The organism is Streptomyces amritsarensis, from assembly GCF_001953875.1.
Taxonomy (GTDB): Bacteria; Actinomycetota; Actinomycetes; order Streptomycetales; family Streptomycetaceae; genus Streptomyces; species Streptomyces amritsarensis.
The window spans coordinates 28,501-44,190 of record NZ_MQUR01000026.1; the positions used below are offsets into that span (position 1 = coordinate 28,501).

17 protein-coding genes are annotated in these 15,690 nt (G+C 71.7%); 8 read left to right on the top strand and 9 right to left on the bottom strand.

What is annotated here, in order from left to right; translation table 11 throughout:
• Positions 1–67 precede the first annotated feature (67 nt).
• Both AVW11_RS14005 and AVW11_RS14010 read right to left on the bottom strand, forming a co-directional pair.
• Complete coding sequence (locus AVW11_RS14005) at positions 68–1,384, bottom strand: MFS transporter (RefSeq protein ID WP_076044120.1); 1,317 nt, start codon at positions 1,382–1,384, stop codon at positions 68–70.
• Positions 1,381–2,622: an ATP-grasp domain-containing protein gene (locus AVW11_RS14010; protein ID WP_079250618.1), complete on the bottom strand. Its 1,242-nt coding sequence runs from the start codon at positions 2,620–2,622 to the stop codon at positions 1,381–1,383. Before AVW11_RS14010 ends, AVW11_RS14005 begins: the two co-directional genes overlap by 4 nt.
• A gap of 389 nt (positions 2,623–3,011) precedes the next feature.
• Here AVW11_RS14010 and AVW11_RS14015 point away from each other — a divergent pair, with 389 nt between their 5' ends.
• Entirely contained in the window at positions 3,012–4,013 is a 1,002-nt protein-coding gene (locus AVW11_RS14015; protein WP_143568840.1) for a helix-turn-helix domain-containing protein, read from the top strand.
• A gap of 58 nt (positions 4,014–4,071) precedes the next feature.
• On the opposite strand, the gene AVW11_RS14020 is transcribed toward AVW11_RS14015, so the two are convergent.
• From AVW11_RS14020 to AVW11_RS14030, 3 genes are read right to left on the bottom strand one after another with little or no spacing between them, the layout of a single operon-like run.
• Positions 4,072–5,130 carry a branched-chain amino acid aminotransferase gene (locus AVW11_RS14020; RefSeq protein ID WP_079250619.1) on the bottom strand — a complete coding sequence of 353 codons (1,059 nt, stop codon included), beginning with the start codon at positions 5,128–5,130 and terminating at the stop codon, positions 4,072–4,074.
• A gap of 5 nt (positions 5,131–5,135) precedes the next feature.
• A complete protein-coding gene (locus AVW11_RS14025) occupies positions 5,136–6,377 on the bottom strand; it encodes an ATP-grasp domain-containing protein (protein ID WP_076044122.1) in 1,242 nt (413 codons plus the stop codon).
• A gap of 36 nt (positions 6,378–6,413) precedes the next feature.
• On the bottom strand, positions 6,414–6,593 hold the full coding sequence (locus AVW11_RS14030; protein WP_030838939.1) for a hypothetical protein: 180 nt from the start codon (positions 6,591–6,593) through the stop codon (positions 6,414–6,416).
• Positions 6,594–7,019: 426 nt separating this feature from the next.
• On the opposite strand from AVW11_RS14030, the gene AVW11_RS14035 reads away from it, so the two are divergent.
• Both AVW11_RS14035 and AVW11_RS14040 read left to right on the top strand, forming a co-directional pair.
• A complete protein-coding gene (locus AVW11_RS14035; protein ID WP_076044123.1) occupies positions 7,020–7,766 on the top strand; it encodes a VOC family protein in 747 nt (248 codons plus the stop codon).
• Positions 7,767–8,000: 234 nt separating this feature from the next.
• Positions 8,001–9,323 carry a hypothetical protein gene (locus AVW11_RS14040; protein WP_225884874.1) on the top strand — a complete coding sequence of 441 codons (1,323 nt, stop codon included), beginning with the start codon at positions 8,001–8,003 and terminating at the stop codon, positions 9,321–9,323.
• A 51-nt stretch (positions 9,324–9,374) separates the two neighbouring features.
• On the opposite strand, the gene AVW11_RS14045 is transcribed toward AVW11_RS14040, so the two are convergent.
• A complete protein-coding gene (locus AVW11_RS14045) occupies positions 9,375–9,767 on the bottom strand; it encodes an SHOCT domain-containing protein (protein WP_030838949.1) in 393 nt (130 codons plus the stop codon).
• Positions 9,768–9,945: 178 nt separating this feature from the next.
• On the opposite strand from AVW11_RS14045, the gene AVW11_RS14050 reads away from it, so the two are divergent.
• Together AVW11_RS14050 and AVW11_RS14055 are read left to right on the top strand one after the other, a co-directional pair.
• Positions 9,946–10,629, top strand: coding sequence for a GAP family protein (locus AVW11_RS14050; protein ID WP_030838951.1), 684 nt, complete (start codon positions 9,946–9,948; stop codon positions 10,627–10,629).
• Between the two features lie 66 nt (positions 10,630–10,695).
• Entirely contained in the window at positions 10,696–11,259 is a 564-nt protein-coding gene (locus AVW11_RS14055) for a potassium channel family protein (RefSeq protein WP_076044124.1), read from the top strand.
• Positions 11,260–11,368: 109 nt separating this feature from the next.
• Here AVW11_RS14055 and AVW11_RS14060 read toward each other — a convergent pair whose 3' ends face one another.
• The 3 genes from AVW11_RS14060 to AVW11_RS14070 form a co-directional block, all read right to left on the bottom strand.
• The gene (locus AVW11_RS14060; RefSeq protein ID WP_030838957.1) at positions 11,369–11,794 is read right to left on the bottom strand and encodes a type IV pili methyl-accepting chemotaxis transducer N-terminal domain-containing protein; all 426 of its coding nucleotides are present in this window, start codon (positions 11,792–11,794) and stop codon (positions 11,369–11,371) included.
• 99 nt (positions 11,795–11,893) lie between these two features.
• On the bottom strand, positions 11,894–13,270 hold the full coding sequence (locus tag AVW11_RS14065) for an FAD-binding oxidoreductase (RefSeq protein WP_076044146.1): 1,377 nt from the start codon (positions 13,268–13,270) through the stop codon (positions 11,894–11,896).
• A 69-nt stretch (positions 13,271–13,339) separates the two neighbouring features.
• Complete coding sequence (locus tag AVW11_RS14070; RefSeq protein WP_030838964.1) at positions 13,340–13,639, bottom strand: hypothetical protein; 300 nt, start codon at positions 13,637–13,639, stop codon at positions 13,340–13,342.
• Positions 13,640–13,795: 156 nt separating this feature from the next.
• Here AVW11_RS14070 and AVW11_RS14075 point away from each other — a divergent pair, with 156 nt between their 5' ends.
• The 3 genes from AVW11_RS14075 (at position 13,796) to AVW11_RS14085 (ending at position 15,600) form a co-directional block, all read left to right on the top strand.
• Complete coding sequence (locus tag AVW11_RS14075) at positions 13,796–14,536, top strand: PP2C family protein-serine/threonine phosphatase (protein WP_076044125.1); 741 nt, start codon at positions 13,796–13,798, stop codon at positions 14,534–14,536.
• A gap of 306 nt (positions 14,537–14,842) precedes the next feature.
• On the top strand, positions 14,843–15,046 hold the full coding sequence (locus tag AVW11_RS14080) for a cold-shock protein (protein WP_030030412.1): 204 nt from the start codon (positions 14,843–14,845) through the stop codon (positions 15,044–15,046).
• A 182-nt stretch (positions 15,047–15,228) separates the two neighbouring features.
• The gene (locus AVW11_RS14085) at positions 15,229–15,600 is read left to right on the top strand and encodes a hypothetical protein (protein ID WP_030838971.1); all 372 of its coding nucleotides are present in this window, start codon (positions 15,229–15,231) and stop codon (positions 15,598–15,600) included.
• Positions 15,601–15,690 lie beyond the last annotated feature (90 nt).

Sequence of the window (15,690 nt, forward strand, 5' to 3'; positions counted from 1 at the left end):
GAAGAAGGACGGACGGGGCGCCCGCTGTGCAGCGGGCGCCCCGTCCGTCCTTCTTCGTACCGCCGGTTCAGACCGCTTCGGACTGCAGCCTCGGCTCCGCGGGCCGCTCGGACCGTCCGGGCTCCTCGGACTGCTCGGGCTCCTTGGACTGCCCGGGCTCCTCGGGCCGTGCCGTGGCGGGCAGCCGGAGCACCCGGGCCAGCAGTGCGGTGGTCGCGGCGGTCGCAGCCGCGACGAACACCCAGACCCGGGCCATGCCGTGGTCCGCGAACAGGCCCGCGGCGAACGGCCCGGCGGTGAACCCCAGCGAGGTGGAGATCCCGAGGAGTGCGTTCGCCCGACCGCGGTCGGCACTGGTCGCGGCGGCGTTGACGAGCGTCGGCATCGCCATGGAGTAGAAGGCGGCGCCCACGGAGGCCACCGCCACGCCCGCACAGATCGAGGTGAGCAGCACGACCCGGGAACCGGACTGCAGCGCGCCGAGCAGGACGACCCAGAACACCATCCAGGTCAGTGCGGCGATCGCCAGCGACACCCGGTGCGGGGTGCGCTTGACCACCGGCATCAGGGCGATCTGCGCGATCACGGCGAACGCGGTGTCCGCCAGGCACATCAGCGCGATGTCCGAGGTCCGCACGTCCGAGACGGCGACCAGTACGGCGGGGATGCCCGACTCCAGCTGTGAGTAGCCGATGGAGAACATCAAGAAGCCGATGAGCAGCACCGCGAGCAGCGGCCCGTTGGCCAGCACCCGCACATACGAGGACTTCCGGCCGCCCTCCTGCGCCCGGTCCCGCGCAGTCGGCAGGCTCCGGCCCGCGACGACGGTGACCACCGCGGCGAGGACGAAGGTGACGGCGTCGGCCAGGTACACGGCCTGGAACGTCCACAGGCGCTCGACGCTGACGGCGATCCCGGCGAGGATGCCGCCGACGCCGAGCGCGGCGTTGGCGACACCGAAGTGGAACCCGAACACCACCGGGTGCCGGTCTGCTTCCACCGCCTCGGCGAGCAGCCCGTACCAGACGCTGGTTCCGCCCACGCCGAGCCCGAAGACCGCGGCGGCCGCCAGGGCCTGCCAGGGAGCCGTGACCCATGCGTACATGCCGGTGCCGACCGCGGCGAGCAGCAGTGCGGTGCACGCCGCGCGCACACCGCCGAACCGGTCGGCCGCCCAGCCGGCCACCAGGCCTCCGACGAAGGCGGTCACCGAGGTGAGGGCCATCGCGCCGGTGGCGAGGGAGATCCCGAAGCCGCGGCCCTGGACGAGGTAGATGACCAGCAGCGGGAGGACCAGACCGGAGCCGAAGGAGGTGACACCCCTGGCCAGCAGCAGCTGCTTCGCCGGGGCGGGCAGGTCCTTGAAGTCCTGGACGACGCTCATGCGGCGGCCTCCACCGCGGGCCGCGTCTCGAAGACGAGAGCCGCTTCGAGGGCGAGGGCCCGCTCGGTGAACTGCTCCTCGCTGTCGGCGCCGATGACCAGACTCAGGCCGGGCGCCAGGCTGTTCGTCCAGACGACGTCGCCGACGCGGGCGGTCCGGTCGACGTCCAGGACGTACGGGAACGCGGCGATGTCGGCGTCCGAGGGTTCGCCGGTGACGCGGCCCGGCGTACGGGGGGTCAGCATGACCCAGCCGACGTACGGGTGGGGCGGCGCGGGCAGCGGCTCCGGCCGCCGGTCCGGTGCGACCAGGGACTCGGCCCACACCTCGCGCAGGTCGGCCCCCCGGGCCCGGAAGGCCTGGGTGGTGCCGCCGCCGCCCGGACGGGTGGCGATCTCGGAGAACCAGAGGCTGCCGTCCGGGGAGCGGAACAGCTCGGTGTGCGTGATGCCGTCGGTGATCTCCAGCGCCTCGTTGACCAGGGCGTGCAGTTCCTCGACGGCCGCGTACAGCTCGGGCTCCCTCCCGGCGGGCAGTTGGACCGCGCCGTTGAGGTGGGAGGGGTCGTCGAGTTCGATCCGGGGCCGCAGGTACTTGCTGACGGCGAACTCCCATGCCGTGCCGTCCACCCAGACCGCGTCGACGTGGAACTCCTCGCCCTCGATCATCTGCTCCGCCATGAAGCGGCCGTCCGCGGCGTTCTCGGCGAGCCACGCCTCCAGTTCCGGGGCCGTCCCGACCCGGGCGGTGCTGACCACGCCGGCACCGGCGACGGGCTTGACCACGGCCGGGAATCCGATCTCCCGCTCGACGTGCCGGGCGGCGGCAGCGGGGTCGCCGGACGGGACCGTGGTGAAGCGCGCGGTGGGCACGCCCAGCCGCCGGACCGCCGTCTTCATGGCGCGCTTGTCCCGGACCTGGACGCTCTGGACGATGGTGGGCCGGCCCAGGCCGAGCAGTGCGGCCAGGTAGGCCGCGGCGAACTGTCCCCGCTCGCAGACGCTCACCACCCGGTCGAAGGCCAGGCCCTCCTCCTGGAGACCGGTGACGAGCAGGGCCAGCTCGTCCATGGCCTCGAAACTGTCGATCCGGACCAGCCGTTCCAGACGGTCGGTGATCCCGGGATCGAGGTGGCGGTGCTCGGCCTCCCACGCGTCGATGAGCAGGACGACGTCCACACCGCGGGACAGCAGGGCCTCGATGGCTCCCACTTCCCAACGGCAGACCAGAAAACGCATGAAACACCTCGTGCAATCGTCCGTGGGCGGGAGCCGCCGATGCCGCCCCGGACAGGGAGATGCATTATGCGGATTTCTCTTCCGATATCCCGCCCCCACAGATATGAATTCCGTGGACAAATTGTCGTTCCGCGGCAATCGCCGACTCAATCGATTCGCGGGGCAGCTTGCGGACTGGCACCTTGGTGTCACCTCACTCCGAGCCCTGCCCTCCGATCAGGGATGATCACGCTATGTGACGATCTTGGACATCGCGCGCACCCGCGGGCTACAGTCCCTCGCGGTGCGATGCCCCGAAGGGACCATCCGGGGCTGGAGAAAGAGAATGCGAAATGATCTTGGAGCGCCTCGGGGGCGATACGGCGGGTTCGGTGGATTCGGTGGATTCGGTGGATTCGACGGAACCCGTGCTCGACTGCCTCGGCCTGACCCGGCAGGCGGAGTCGACCTACCAGCTGATGCTCCGCAATCCGGAGTGGGACGCGCCCGAACTGGCCGCGGAACTCGGCACCACCGAGGAAGCGGTGGAGGCGAGCCTCGCCGAGCTGATGGAACTGGGCCTGATCTGGCCCTCCCACGAGGAGCCCCGCCGGAGGGTCGCCATCCGGCCGAGCCTCGGCCTCGGCACGCTCATCGCGGAGCGGGAGGCCGCGCTCCTGAAGGAGCAGCAGGAACTGCAGCAGGCCCGCACGGCGATGCTGAGCCTGATGCGCGAGCAGGAAGCCGCCCAGGGCCCCCGGGAGACCGGCGAGATCGAGTATCTGCGCAGCCTCGACTCGACCAGGCACCGCATCGCCGAGCTGTCCAAGGACGTGCAGTCGGAGATCCTCGCCCTCATCCCCAAGGCCGGGCTGTCGCCCGAGAGCCTGGAGGCCAGCCAGAAGCTGGACAGCGAGGTGCTGGCCCGCGGGGTGTCGTTGCGCACCCTGTACCTGGACAGCGTCCGCAACCACCCCGCGACCCAGCAGTACGCGGTCTGGCTCACCGGTCTGGGCGGCGAGATCCGCACGGTGCCCACCCTGCCGATGCGCATCATCGTGATCGACCGGAAGACGGCCATCCTGCCCATCGACCTCAAGGACAGCCGCGCCGGAGCCGTGCTGATGCGCGACGCGAGCGTGATCGCCGCCCTGGTCGCCCTCTTCGAGCGGCTGTGGGAGTCGGCGCTCCCGCTCGGCACCTCCGGGCAGCGCGACGACCAGGGCCTCACCGCGCAGGAGCGCGAGCTGCTGCGCATCCTGGCCTCCGGGATGACCGACGAGGCGGCGGGCAAGCGGCTGGGGCTCTCCCTGCGCAGCGTCCGCCGGATCATGGCGGACCTCATGACCCGGCTGGAGGCCCGCAGCCGCTTCGAGGCCGGTGTGCGCGCCGCGGAGTGCGGCTGGCTGTGAGCCGCGGCCGGGCGCGAGCGGCTGCGCCCGGCCGCGGCCGCCCGGAGCCGCCCCGGTGTCAGCGCGCCGGGGCCGCGGCGGCCTCGGGCGCCCGGACCGGGTGCATCCAACCGTAGGAGTCCGGCTGGGTGCCGTACTGGACGGCGGCCAGCTCGTCCCGGAGCATCGTGGTGATCTTCCCCGGGCGGCCGTCGCCGATCCGGACCCGCCCGTGCGCCGTGGTCACCGCGCCGATGGGCACCACCGAGGCGGCGGTACCGCAGGCGAACGCCTCCGTGACCCGGCCGCGGGGGTCCGTCAACTCATCCAGCGCGACCGGCCGTTCGGCGACCCGCACGCCCAGGTCCGGCGCGATGCGCAGCAGGCTGTCCCGGGTGTTGCCGGCCAGGATCGTCCCCGAGAGCCGGGGGGTGACCAGGAGCGGAGCGCCGTCGTCCTGGGTCACGCAGAAGAAGTTCATCGCGCCCAGTTCCTCCACCCAGCGGCGCTCCTGCGCGTCGAGCCACAGCACCTCGTGGCAGCCCTGGGCCACGGCCTCGGCCTTGGCGGCCAGGCTGCCCGCGTAGTTGCCGGCGCACTTGGCCGCCCCCGTGCCCCCGCGGGCGGCACGGATCTGGTCGCTCGCGCACCACACGTCGATGGCCTGGTAGCCGTCGGCGAAGAAGTGGTCGACCGGGGAGGCGATGACGGCGAACAGGTACTCGAGCGCCGGCCGCACGCCCAGCGAGGGCTCCACCGCGATCATGAACGGGCGCAGGTAGAGGCTCTGCCCGGGCCCGCGCGGCACCTCGTCGGCGTCCGCCCGGACCACCGCGGAGCACGCCTCGACGAACAGCTCCTCGGGCAGCTCGGGCATGGCCAGGCGCACGGCGCTGCGGTTGAGGCGCTCCGCGTTGACCCCGGGCCGGAACAGGGCGAGCGAGCCGTCCTGCTGCGGATAGGCCTTGAGCCCCTCGAAGATCGCCTGGCCGTAGTGCAGCGCCATGGCGGCGGGGGACAGGGCCAGCGGACCGTGCCCGGTCAGCTCGACGCCGGACCAGCCCGACCCGTGGGTCCACCGCGCGAGCGCCATGTGCCGCGTGAAGTACCGGCCGAAGCCGAGCCCCGTCACGCCCATCCGGCTCACTCCCCCATCACGTAGGCCGGCAGCAGCGCCGCCTCCAGCTCCGCGGCACGCTCGCGGAACTCGGCCTCGCTGTCCGCGCCGAGGACCAGCAGCGTGCACCAGACCGAGGGGTGCAGCTCGCCGATCTCGGAGCCGACCGGGCGGCTGCGGACCGTCTTCAGTACGTACGGGAAGCGGGAGACGAGCTCGTCGGAGGGGTCTTCCAGGATCCGTCCGGTCACGGCCGGCGCGAGGTTGATCCACCCGATGTAGGGGTACGGGGCCGTCTTCGCGGGCAGCTCCTCGCCGGGCTCGCCCAGAGCGGCGGCGATCCACAGCTCCCGCAGGTCGGCGCCCTGCGGACCGAAGCTCTCCGGGATGGCGCCGCCGGCGAAGCGGGTGGCCATCTCGGAGAACCACAGCTCGCCGTCCGCCCGGCGGAAGATCTCCAGGTGGGTGATCTCGTCGGTGATGCCGAAGGCGGTGTTGATGCGCTCGTGCAGCTGCTCGATCTCCTCGTACAGCGCGGCCTCCCGGTCGCGGGGCAGGAGGATCGAGCCGTTGTCGTGGCCCGGCGTCGTGACCGTCATCCGGGGGCGCAGGTACCGGCTGACGCCGAAGACGCGCGCCTTCCCGTCCGTCCAGACCGCGTCGACGTGGTACTCGTCGCCGTCCAGGACCTGCTCGGCCATCAGGAACTTGACCGTCGCGTCACCGGCCGCCCCGCGCAGGGCCGCCGTGAGCTGCGCCGCGTCCTCGGCCTTGAAGGTGTCGACCGAGCCGAGGCCCGCCGCCGGCTTGACGATGACCGGGAATCCGAGCTCGTCCTCGACCCGGCGCACCGATCCCTCGACGTCCCGGGTGGACAGGGAGACGTAGCGGGCGCAGCGGATCCCGGCCTGCTGGGCCCGGTCCTTCATCGCGCGCTTGTCCCGCATGAGCACGGAGGTCTCGACGGCGGGCAGCGCCAGGCCGAGCAGCTGCGCCAGGTAGGCGGCGCCGAACTGGCTGAACTCGGAGAGGCTGAGCAGCCGGTCGATCTTCACACCGGTGGAGCGGATGTCCACGGCCAGCTGCGCCAGCTCGTCGAGGGCGTCGAAGCTGCGGATCACGTAGTGGCGGTCGACCCGGTCCAGCAGCGCCTGGTCGATGCCCCGGTTGGCGGCTTCCCACTCGTCGAACACCAGGGTCACGGAGGCGCCCCGGTCGAGTACGGCCTCCAGCGTGACCCGGTCCCATCGGCACACCAAGACATTCATCTGTTTCTCCCTACGTCCTTCTCGCGATGTGCCGGATCAGTCCCAGTTGAGGCTGCTGCGGGTGGCGGCCGGAGCGGCGGCCACCTCGGGCGCGGTCTCGGCCGACGCCGAGAAGACCGCCGCGGGCGCCGCGTCACCGGCTCCGAATGCGGCCACCCCGTAGGCGACGGCGATGAGCGCGGCAAATGCGGCGACCGTATTCCTGACACACTTCATGTGGAGCTCCCCCGTGTTTCACTTTCGACAACCGGCCGGATCGTTCTGTGTTCCGGCCCGATTTCCCCTTGCGTCGATCCTGCACGAGAGCCGCGGCGGGCCCAAGGGATGCGGCTGGCAGCATGGGGTCTGGCACGTTGGTGTCACTCCTCCCCATCCCGCCACGGCCCTGCCGGGCCTGCGGCCAGCACTTTTCGGTGAGGGCCGGCCCTGCGGGCGGGCGGGATGTGTTCCGCCGGGCGGGGTGCCGGTCGCCGTGTCGGCGCGGGGGCGGGCGGTGGCGCCAGGAGGATGTTGGCCGACGCTTCCCGGGAGCCCCCGCGAGTACCGTGGGAGGGGCATCCGGGGCCGCACCGGCGGATGGGGATGACAGGCGTGTCGACATCGAGTCACGAAACATTCGGCGCACCCTGCTGGGTCAGCCTCATGGCGCGCGACGTCGGCGCCGCCCGGGACTTCTACAGCGCGGTCCTCGGCTGGCGGTTCGGCAGCGACCGGCTCGGCGACGGCTTCGCCGTCGGCTTCAGCGACGGGATCCCGGTGGCCGGCATCGGCTCCATGCCCGCCGGTGTCACCATCCCCGTCGCCTGGACCCCGTACTTCGCCGTCGACGACGCCGACGTCACCGCGTCGCGCATCCTCGAACGCAGTGGGACCGTCGCCGTCGGCCCCCTCGCCTTCGGTACGGGACGGGCGGCGCTCGCCTCCGACCTCGACGGGGCGGTCTTCGGGATCTGGCAGGGCGACGCCATCCCCGACTGGGGCATGGGCGGCGAGGCCGCGCCGGCCTGGCTCGAACTGCGCACCCGGAACGCCTTCGACGCCGCCATCTTCTACGGCGAGGTCCTGGAATGGGCCTGTGCGCACGCCGGGTGCTGCGAGGTCGCCTACATGGAGGAGGACAACCGCATCCTGCTCCGCCACGCCGGCCGTACGGTGGCCCGCCTGCACGGCGGGACGCTCGCGCAGGCACCCGACCCGAACGTGCGGCCGCGCTGGCAGGTCCACTTCCGGGTCCCCGACCTGGAGACCGCGGTGAAGGCCGCGACCGATCTGGGCGGCAGCACCGTCTCGGTGGCGGACTCGGGGGCCGGCCCCCACGAGGTCACCCTGCGCGATCCGGAGGGCGCGCTGTTCGGCATCGTCGGGCCCGCCGACTCCGTCCCCTTCTGAGCCCGCTCCGATCCCCACCGATCCCCCGGTCCCACCGGTCTCCCGGACCCCACCGGTCCCCCCGATCCCCCGGTCCGGGCCCGCGTGCGCGGTCGCCGACGCGTAGCCCGTGTCCGGGGCCGCGTCACCTGGAGGGCCCAGCTGAACAGGCGCGTCCCGCGGGGGTCTGGGTGCAATGGCAGGGCGCGGCCGTCCGCCGCGCCCCGCCGTTGCCCAGCCGTCCCCGGGAGTGCCATGAGCGAGCCGTCCCCGTCACCCGGCGACCCGCCCGGCGCGGCGCCGCCTTCCCGGCCGGCCGCCGCCCCCGGCGGCGGATCACGTGGGGGGAGGATCGCGAAGAGCACCCTCTCGGCGGTACTGATCACGCTGACGTGCATCTTCGTGCCGGTCTCCCTGCTCACCGTCTGGGTGCACGACATCGTGCTGGACACGGACCGGTACGTCTCCACGGTCGAGCCGCTCGCCTCGAACCCGGCGATCGAGCAGGCGGCCGTCCACCGCATCACGCAGGCCGCCGATGTGAAGGTGGACGGCTCCCAGGTCACGGCCGACCTGGCGAAGTGGCTGGAGTCCCAGGGCCTGCCGCCGCGCGTGGGCGCGGCGGTCAAGGCGCTGGGCCCGCAGCTGGACTCGGCCGCCGACCAGGTCGTCTCCAAGGTGGCGACCCGGTTCGTGGAGAGCGACCGGTTCGAGAACGTGTGGACCGTGGCCAACCGCGCCGCCCACAACGCCGTGGTGCACGCGCTCACCGGCGAGGGCCGCGGTGCGGTCGGGGTCGACGGCGGCACCGTCACCCTCGATGTCGGCGAGGCCGTCGACCGGGTCAAGGAAGAGCTCGTGGCCGCCGGGGTCTCCCCGGCGGAGAAGATCCCCGAGGTCGACAAGCAGATGGTGCTGTTCCAGAACGACAAGCTGGGGCAGATCAGGGGCGCGGTGCGCCTGCTCGACGTCCTCGGCAACTGGCTGCCGGTCCTCACGGTCATCCTGGGCGCGGCCGGCGTGCTGCTCGCCCGGCGCCGGCGCCGGGCCCTGGTGACCACCGCCCTGTGCGCCGCGTTCGCCTGCCTGTTGGTCGCCATCGCCCTGGTGGTGGGCCGCCGCTACTACCTCGACCACCTTCCCGAGGAGGTCCAGTCCCCGGAGGCGGCGGCGGCCGTCTTCGACACCCTGGTGCGCTTCCTGCGGGTCAGTCTGCGGACGGCGATGGTCCTCGGGGTCGTCGTGGCGCTCGGCGCGTACCTGTCCGGTGCCGGCCGCCTGCCGCGCGGTGTGCGCGGCAGGGCCGACCGTACGGCCGACTCCGCGGCGCGCTGGGGCGCCGGGCACGGGGTGCACACCGGCGGCACCGGCCGGTGGGTGGAGGCCCACCGCCACGCGCTCACGGTGGGCGCGCTCCTGGTCGTCGCGCTCGTGTTCGCGCTGTGGAACCACCCGACGGTGCTGACGGTGCTGCTGCTGGTGCTGATCCTGCTCGCGGTGCTCGCCGTCCTGGCCCTGCTGGCGGCCGGCGGCCGCCTCGCCGACGGGCCGGACGACCGGCCGGAGCAGCGCGAATGAGCCCGGTGGGCCCCGCCCCGGGCGGGGCGGGGCCCACCGGACCGGTCCGGCTCAGGCCAGGATCCTGGCTTTGGCCCGGTCGAACTCCTCCTGGCTGATGTCGCCCTTGTCCTTGAGCGCGGAGAGCTTGGTCAGCTCGTCGGCGCTGCCGCCGCCACCGCTGCCGGCCGCCTGTCGGACGTACGAGCGGAAGGCCGCCTCGTTCTCCTTGACCTGCTGCGCATCGCGCTCGTGCATGCTGCGGCCGCGCGCGACGACGTAGACGAACACACCGATGAAGGGGACCAGCAGCACGAGGATGAGCCATCCCGCCTTCCCCCAGCCGTGCAGGCTGTGGTCACGGAAGATGTCCGTGATGATTTTGAAGAGCAGGAAGAACCACATGACCCACAGGAAGAACCACAGCATCGTCCAGAAGAGGTTGAGCAGGGGATAGTCGTCCATACCCGACTCCGATCATGCACGTGGTACTTCATTGATACAGGCGGGTCGGCTGCTCCGCATGCGGAGCAGATGCGGCATCTTTTGCACCCGTACGCGGGACGGCGCGACCATGAAGGCGTGAGATCGCCTCCCTCCGTTCGCGGGGAAGGCACGTTCCAGCGACGCCGGGGAACAGCCCATGGTGCTCGACCTGTTCGTCATCGGGTTGATGATCGCGCTCAATCCGCTGCCCATCATGGCCTTCGTGCTGGTGGTGTCCGCGCCCGGAGGCGTGTGGAAGGGGCTCGCCTTCATCCTCGCCTGGCTGGGCTGCCTCGTCGTCGTGATCGCCCTCGTCCTGCTCGTCACCGGGGGCCAGCCCCCGCCGCCGCGTTCCCCGCCGTCCACCGCCGGGCTCGCGGTCAGACTGGTCATCGGCATCGGGCTGGTGGCGTACGCCGAGCACCGGCGCCGGCGGCGCCCCGCGGCGGACGCCGCCCGCACGTCCGGAGAATCCCCGTCCGGCTCCGCCGAGGAGCCGAGCGCGCTCACCCGGATGGACCGGACGTCCGCGTGGTCCGCGGCCGGGCTCGGGGTGCTCCTCCAGCCGTGGGGCATGGTCGCCGCGGCCGCCGCCACGGTGCTCCAGGCCGACCTCTCCCACGGCGCCACCTATCTGGCCCTGATCGGCTTCTGCCTGCTGGCCACCTCCACCCTGCTGGCGATGGAGCTGTACATGGTGTTCGCCCAGGAGCGGGCCGCACGGGCGCTCACGGGCATGCGGGCGTGGCTGTCGGACCACAAGGACCCGGCGATCGTCCTCGGCTGCCTCGTCCTCGGCGTGTGGCTGGCGGCCAGGAGCCTGTACGAGCTCACCCGCTGACGGCGGGAGCGCGGTACGTCCGCCGCTCCGGTCGCCGGATGCGGCGGCTGCCGTTCTCCTGAAGGCATGGAACGCAACGCCGCCCGTCGCCGCCGACGCGTCCTGCTGGGCCACTGCCTGCGTGCGGCGGGCTCGGTGGTCCTGCTCACGGCGCTGTACTACCTGGCGCCCCTGGAGGGCGGCTTCGGCATCCTGACGGTCCTCACGCTCGTGCTGGGGCTGCTCGCCTTCAGCGTGCTGACAGCCTGGCAGGTCCACGCCATCACCCGGGCGGAGTATCCGAGACTGAGCGCCCTGGAGGCCATGGCCACCGCCGTACCGCTCTTCCTGGTGGTCTTCTCCGCCACGTACTTCATGCTCTCCGAGAGCCTCCCGGCGACCTTCACCGAGCCCCTGGACCGCACGGACGCCCTCTACTTCACGGTCACGGTCTTCGCGACCGTCGGCTTCGGCGACATCACCGCGACCACCGGGACCGGCCGCGTGCTGGTCACCGTGCAGATGATCGCCGACCTGATCGTGGTGGGCGTGATCGCCAAGGCCCTCTTCGGCGCGATGAAGATCGGGATGCGCAGGCGGGGCGGCGAGCGACGCGGGGGACCCCCGTTCGTGGACGACGAGGAACCCTGAGCCCTCAGCCCCGCGGGCCCGCCCGCGGGCCCGCGCTGCATGCGAAGACCCCGCCCGGCGAACCGGACGGGGTCTTCTGCACGATGCCGAGGAGCCGGTCACCCGGTGGTCAGCACTTCAGACCGGAGGAGGCGGCCGTCGCGGCCTGGTCCAGCGACTGGATCTGGGGCTGCAGCTGGGTGAGCGCGTCCTTGCCGGTCGTGTCGCCCGGCAGGTCCTCGTAGCCCTTCTTCAGGTTCTCGGCGGCGGACTGGACCGCCTCGCGCTCCGCGTCCCTCATCTTGCTCGCGTTCTCCTTGACGTCCTCCCAGTCCTGCTGGACGGCGTCGTAGGCATCCTTGATCTCGTCCTTGGTCGCGACGGCGGGGTTCAGGGCCTTCAGCTTGGCGTTGTCGGCCTTGAGGGCGTTCAGGTCGGTGCACAGGTCGGCCGCGGCCTCGGTGGCCTCCTCGGCGGGGGAACTGTCGTCGGAACACGCGCTGAGGCCGAACACCGCGCTCAGGCAGAGCACACCGACCACCGGGAAACGCTTCATGGAGGGGCCTTCCTCGATCAGGCAAAAACCAGGCGTACGGGACCTTCCGGTACTACGACAAACTATGCACAACCGGACACGGCCCGCATCCGCACCGCCTCAGGCGGCGGGCTGGATGTTCTGGTTCAGGTGGAAGAGGTTGCCCGGGTCGTACGTCCGCTTCACCTCGGCCAGACGGTCGTAGTTCCCCTTGTAGTTGGCCCTGATCCGGCTCTGGTCGTCCTCGGCCATGAAGTTGATGTAGCCGCCCTCCTCCGAGTGCGGGGCGGTGGCCTCGTAGTAGTCGCGCACCCAGGCGGTGTTCGCCTCGTTGTCCGCGGGGTCCGGCCACATGCCGGCGATGACGGTGGCGAAGGAGGCGTCGCGGTAGGCGAAGGCCGTCTCGTCCGCCCCCACGCGGTGGCAGGCACCGTTGATCGGGTAGATGTGGACCGTGGAGTTCACGGCGGGCAGCTTCGGACCGTGCACCAGGTGCGCCTCGATCGCGGCGTCGCTGAGCTCGGTCACGAAGTTGGCCTTCCAGTAGTGCTGGAGACCGGGCGGCACGAGGGCGTCGAAGGCGCTGTTGAGCGCCGGGTACGGCATCGGGCCGACGTGCTCCGCGACCACCGGGGCGAAGTCGTGGAAGGCCCGCAGGGCCTTCTCACCCTCGTCGAGCGGCCCGGCCCAGCACCCCACGATCAGGGCGAAGGGATCCCCGTGCCGGTCCTCCGGGATGAACGGCAGCCGCGGGGCGAGCTGGAAGGCGGGGAAGCCGCCGAGCTGCTCCGGGGCGTCGGCGATGTACTCGGCGAACGACCGCAGGACGGTCGCCGCGTCGTCCAGCTCGAAGAGCATCGGTCCGCCGTAGATGTCCTTGACCGGGCTGAGCCGGTACTCGAACGAGGTCACCGCGCCGAAGTTCCCGCTGCCGCCGCGCAGCGCCCAGAAGAGGTCGGGATTCTCCTCCTCGCTCGCCACGACGACCCGGCCGTCCGCCGTCACCACATCGGCCGAGATCAGGTTGTCGCAGCTCAGACCCAGCCCGCGGCACAGGTAGCCGATGCCGCCGCCGAGGGTGAGCCCGCCGATGCCGGTGGTGGAGATGATCCCGCCGGTGGTGGCCAGCCCGTAGGCGTGGGTCGCCGCGTTGAAGTCGCCCCAGGTGGCGCCGCCCTCCGCGCGCGCCGTGCGGCGCGCGGCGTCGACGCGGACCCCGCGCATCGCGGACAGGTCGGCGACCACGCCGTCGTCGCAGGTGCCGAAGCCCGGCACGCTGTGGCCGCCGCCGCGGACCGCGAGGTCCAGCCCGTTCTCCCGTGCGAAGTCGACCACGGCCATGACGTCGCCGGCGTTGGCACACCGCACGACGGCGGCCGGCCGCCGGTCGATCATGGCGTTGTTGACCGCGCGGGCCTCCTCGTAGGCGTCGTCGCCGGGGGTGACCACCGCCCCGCGTACGCGTTCCCGCAGCTGGTCGATCGAGAGCTTGCCCATGACCATCGCTCCTCGTCCCTCGTACCTCTCTCCCACGCCGCGCCGGGACGCGTGCGCCGGAGGCTGCCGCTACGGCCCCAGATGGCTGAAGCCCACCTCGAAGTGCTCGACCCCGACGACCTGCTGGCCCTCCCGGCGCGCGGTCTCCTCGCGGATCCGGTGGGCGAGCTCCTCGCTGTCCCGCATGCTCTGCTCGTCCTCCCACAGGGTGAGCGACTTGGCCTCCCCGGTGGCCCGGTCGACCAGGTAGTAGACGCCCAGGAAGCCGGGGGCGTCCTTCACCTGCCGGACGATCTCCTCCGAATGCGCGCCCACGTCCCCTTCCGCGGGGACGGGTGATCCCTGGTAGGTGCTCAGCCTCGCGAACATCTGCGGCGGTCCTTCCTGGCCCGGCCGCCGTCGGGGGACAGGCGGCTCCAGGACCAGCGTGCTCCGGCAGACCGCGCCCCGCATGCCGGAGCGGCGCGACAATGGTGGCGACAGGACGCGTCTGCCGGTGCCGTTGCGGAGAGGCGGGACGACGAGGTGACGTACATAGCTGTGACCGCCCTGAGCCATGTCGGGCTGGTCCGCGAGCACAACGAGGACAGCCTCGTCATCGGGCCGTGGACCCTGTGCGGGACCGTGACCCAGAACCCCCAGACGCTGGTGTTCCCCTTCGGCAGACCGCTCGTCGTCGCGGTCGCCGACGGGCTCGGCGGGCAGCCGGCCGGGGAGGTGGCCAGCGAGCTCGTGGTGCGCCAGCTCTCCTCGCTGGGCCCCTCACTGGACTGCGCGCAGGCCGTCGACGACGCGCTGAACCTCTGCAACGACGCGGTGTACTCGGCCGCCGACGGCCGTCCGGACCTGACCGCGATGGGGACCACGGTCGCGGGCGCCCTCGTCCTGGCCGAGTCACTGCTGTCCTTCAACGTCGGCGACAGCAAGGTGTTCCACGCGGCGCGCGACGGGCTGCACCAGGTGAGCGTGGACGACAGCCCGCCCCCGGTGCCCGGGCACCGCACCACCTCCGCCGTCACGCAGGTCCTCGGCGGCAGCCGCGGCCACACCGCGATCACCCCGCACATCGAGGCCTTCGCGCTGGCGGAGGGCGACCGCTACCTGGTGTGCAGCGACGGGCTGACCGACCCGGTGCCGGACGACGCCATCGAGGAGCTGCTGCGGGTGCACGACGACGGCCGGGCGGCCTTCGAACTGTGGAAGGCCGCGATCGACGCGGGAGGACCCGACAACATCACCCTCGCGCTGCTGCGCATCGGCGCCTGACCACATGACCGCACGACCTCATGACCGTATTACCGTATTACCGTTCATTGGATTTCTGGACCGGATATCCGGCGCGCGCAACGCCGGAATTATCGGCCTGGAAAGTCTTTACCGGTTCTCCGGTTATCACTGTGCTACGGTGGCGCCAGTTGCGGTTGTGGTCCCCAAAAGCTTACAAGTGCTCTCACCTGATTTTTGCGGTGGGCGCACTTTTCATTTCCGGTTCGATTTCCGGTCGGGGCAATCATCTCGGCGACGCCGGGTCCGCACAGTGCGGCCCGGGCACTGCCCCAAAGGAGAACTTGCATGGCATCCGGCACCGTGAAGTGGTTCAACGCGGAAAAGGGTTTCGGTTTCATCGAGCAGGAGGGTGGCGGCGCGGACGTCTTCGCCCACTACTCCAACATCGCCACTTCCGGCTTCCGTGAGCTCCAGGAAGGCCAGAAGGTCACCTTCGACGTCACGCAGGGCCAGAAGGGCCCGCAGGCCGAGAACATCGTTCCCGCCTGAGACCGCACTGACGCCGGCGCCTGTACCTGCACCGGCGTCGGCACCGCCGCGGAGGCGGACGAACGGGCCCGCGGCCCGCACCTGTGCGTGCGGGCCGCGGGCCCGCTTCCGCGTCGGAAATCGGCCGCCGTCCCGCCGGAAGCAGCGCCACGGACCGGGCACGCTTGCTAGAGTCCCTGCCCATGTCGATCCCTGACGACCTGCTCCGTGACATCGCCGCCAAGGTCGAGTCGGAGCAGACCAATCAGATGTCCCTGACGGTCGTCGTGAACGGCGCCGTCATCACCGGCCGCCTCGCCCCCGAACGCGTCTGGCGCCAGCGTGTGGCGGAGGTCCTGCGGGACTCCGACCAGCTGGGCCCGTTCGCCGAGGTGTTCAGCTCCCCCGGAGCCACCGCCGGACATCCCTCCGGCCCGCCCTCGCACCTGCACTTCCACGTGGCGCGCATCCTCCAGGGCCCGGTGGGCATCCCCGAGACCGGCGGGATGTACCGGATCGCCCTCGGCGACGTCAGCGCCTGGACCGTGGGGGACTTCAGCTACTCCGACAAATAGCCGCGGCCCCGGCCCGCGCCCGCATCGCCCCCTGTTCCCATGTCCGCGTGCCGCGTGCCCGCGTGTCCGCATGCGGATCTCGGCGCTGCG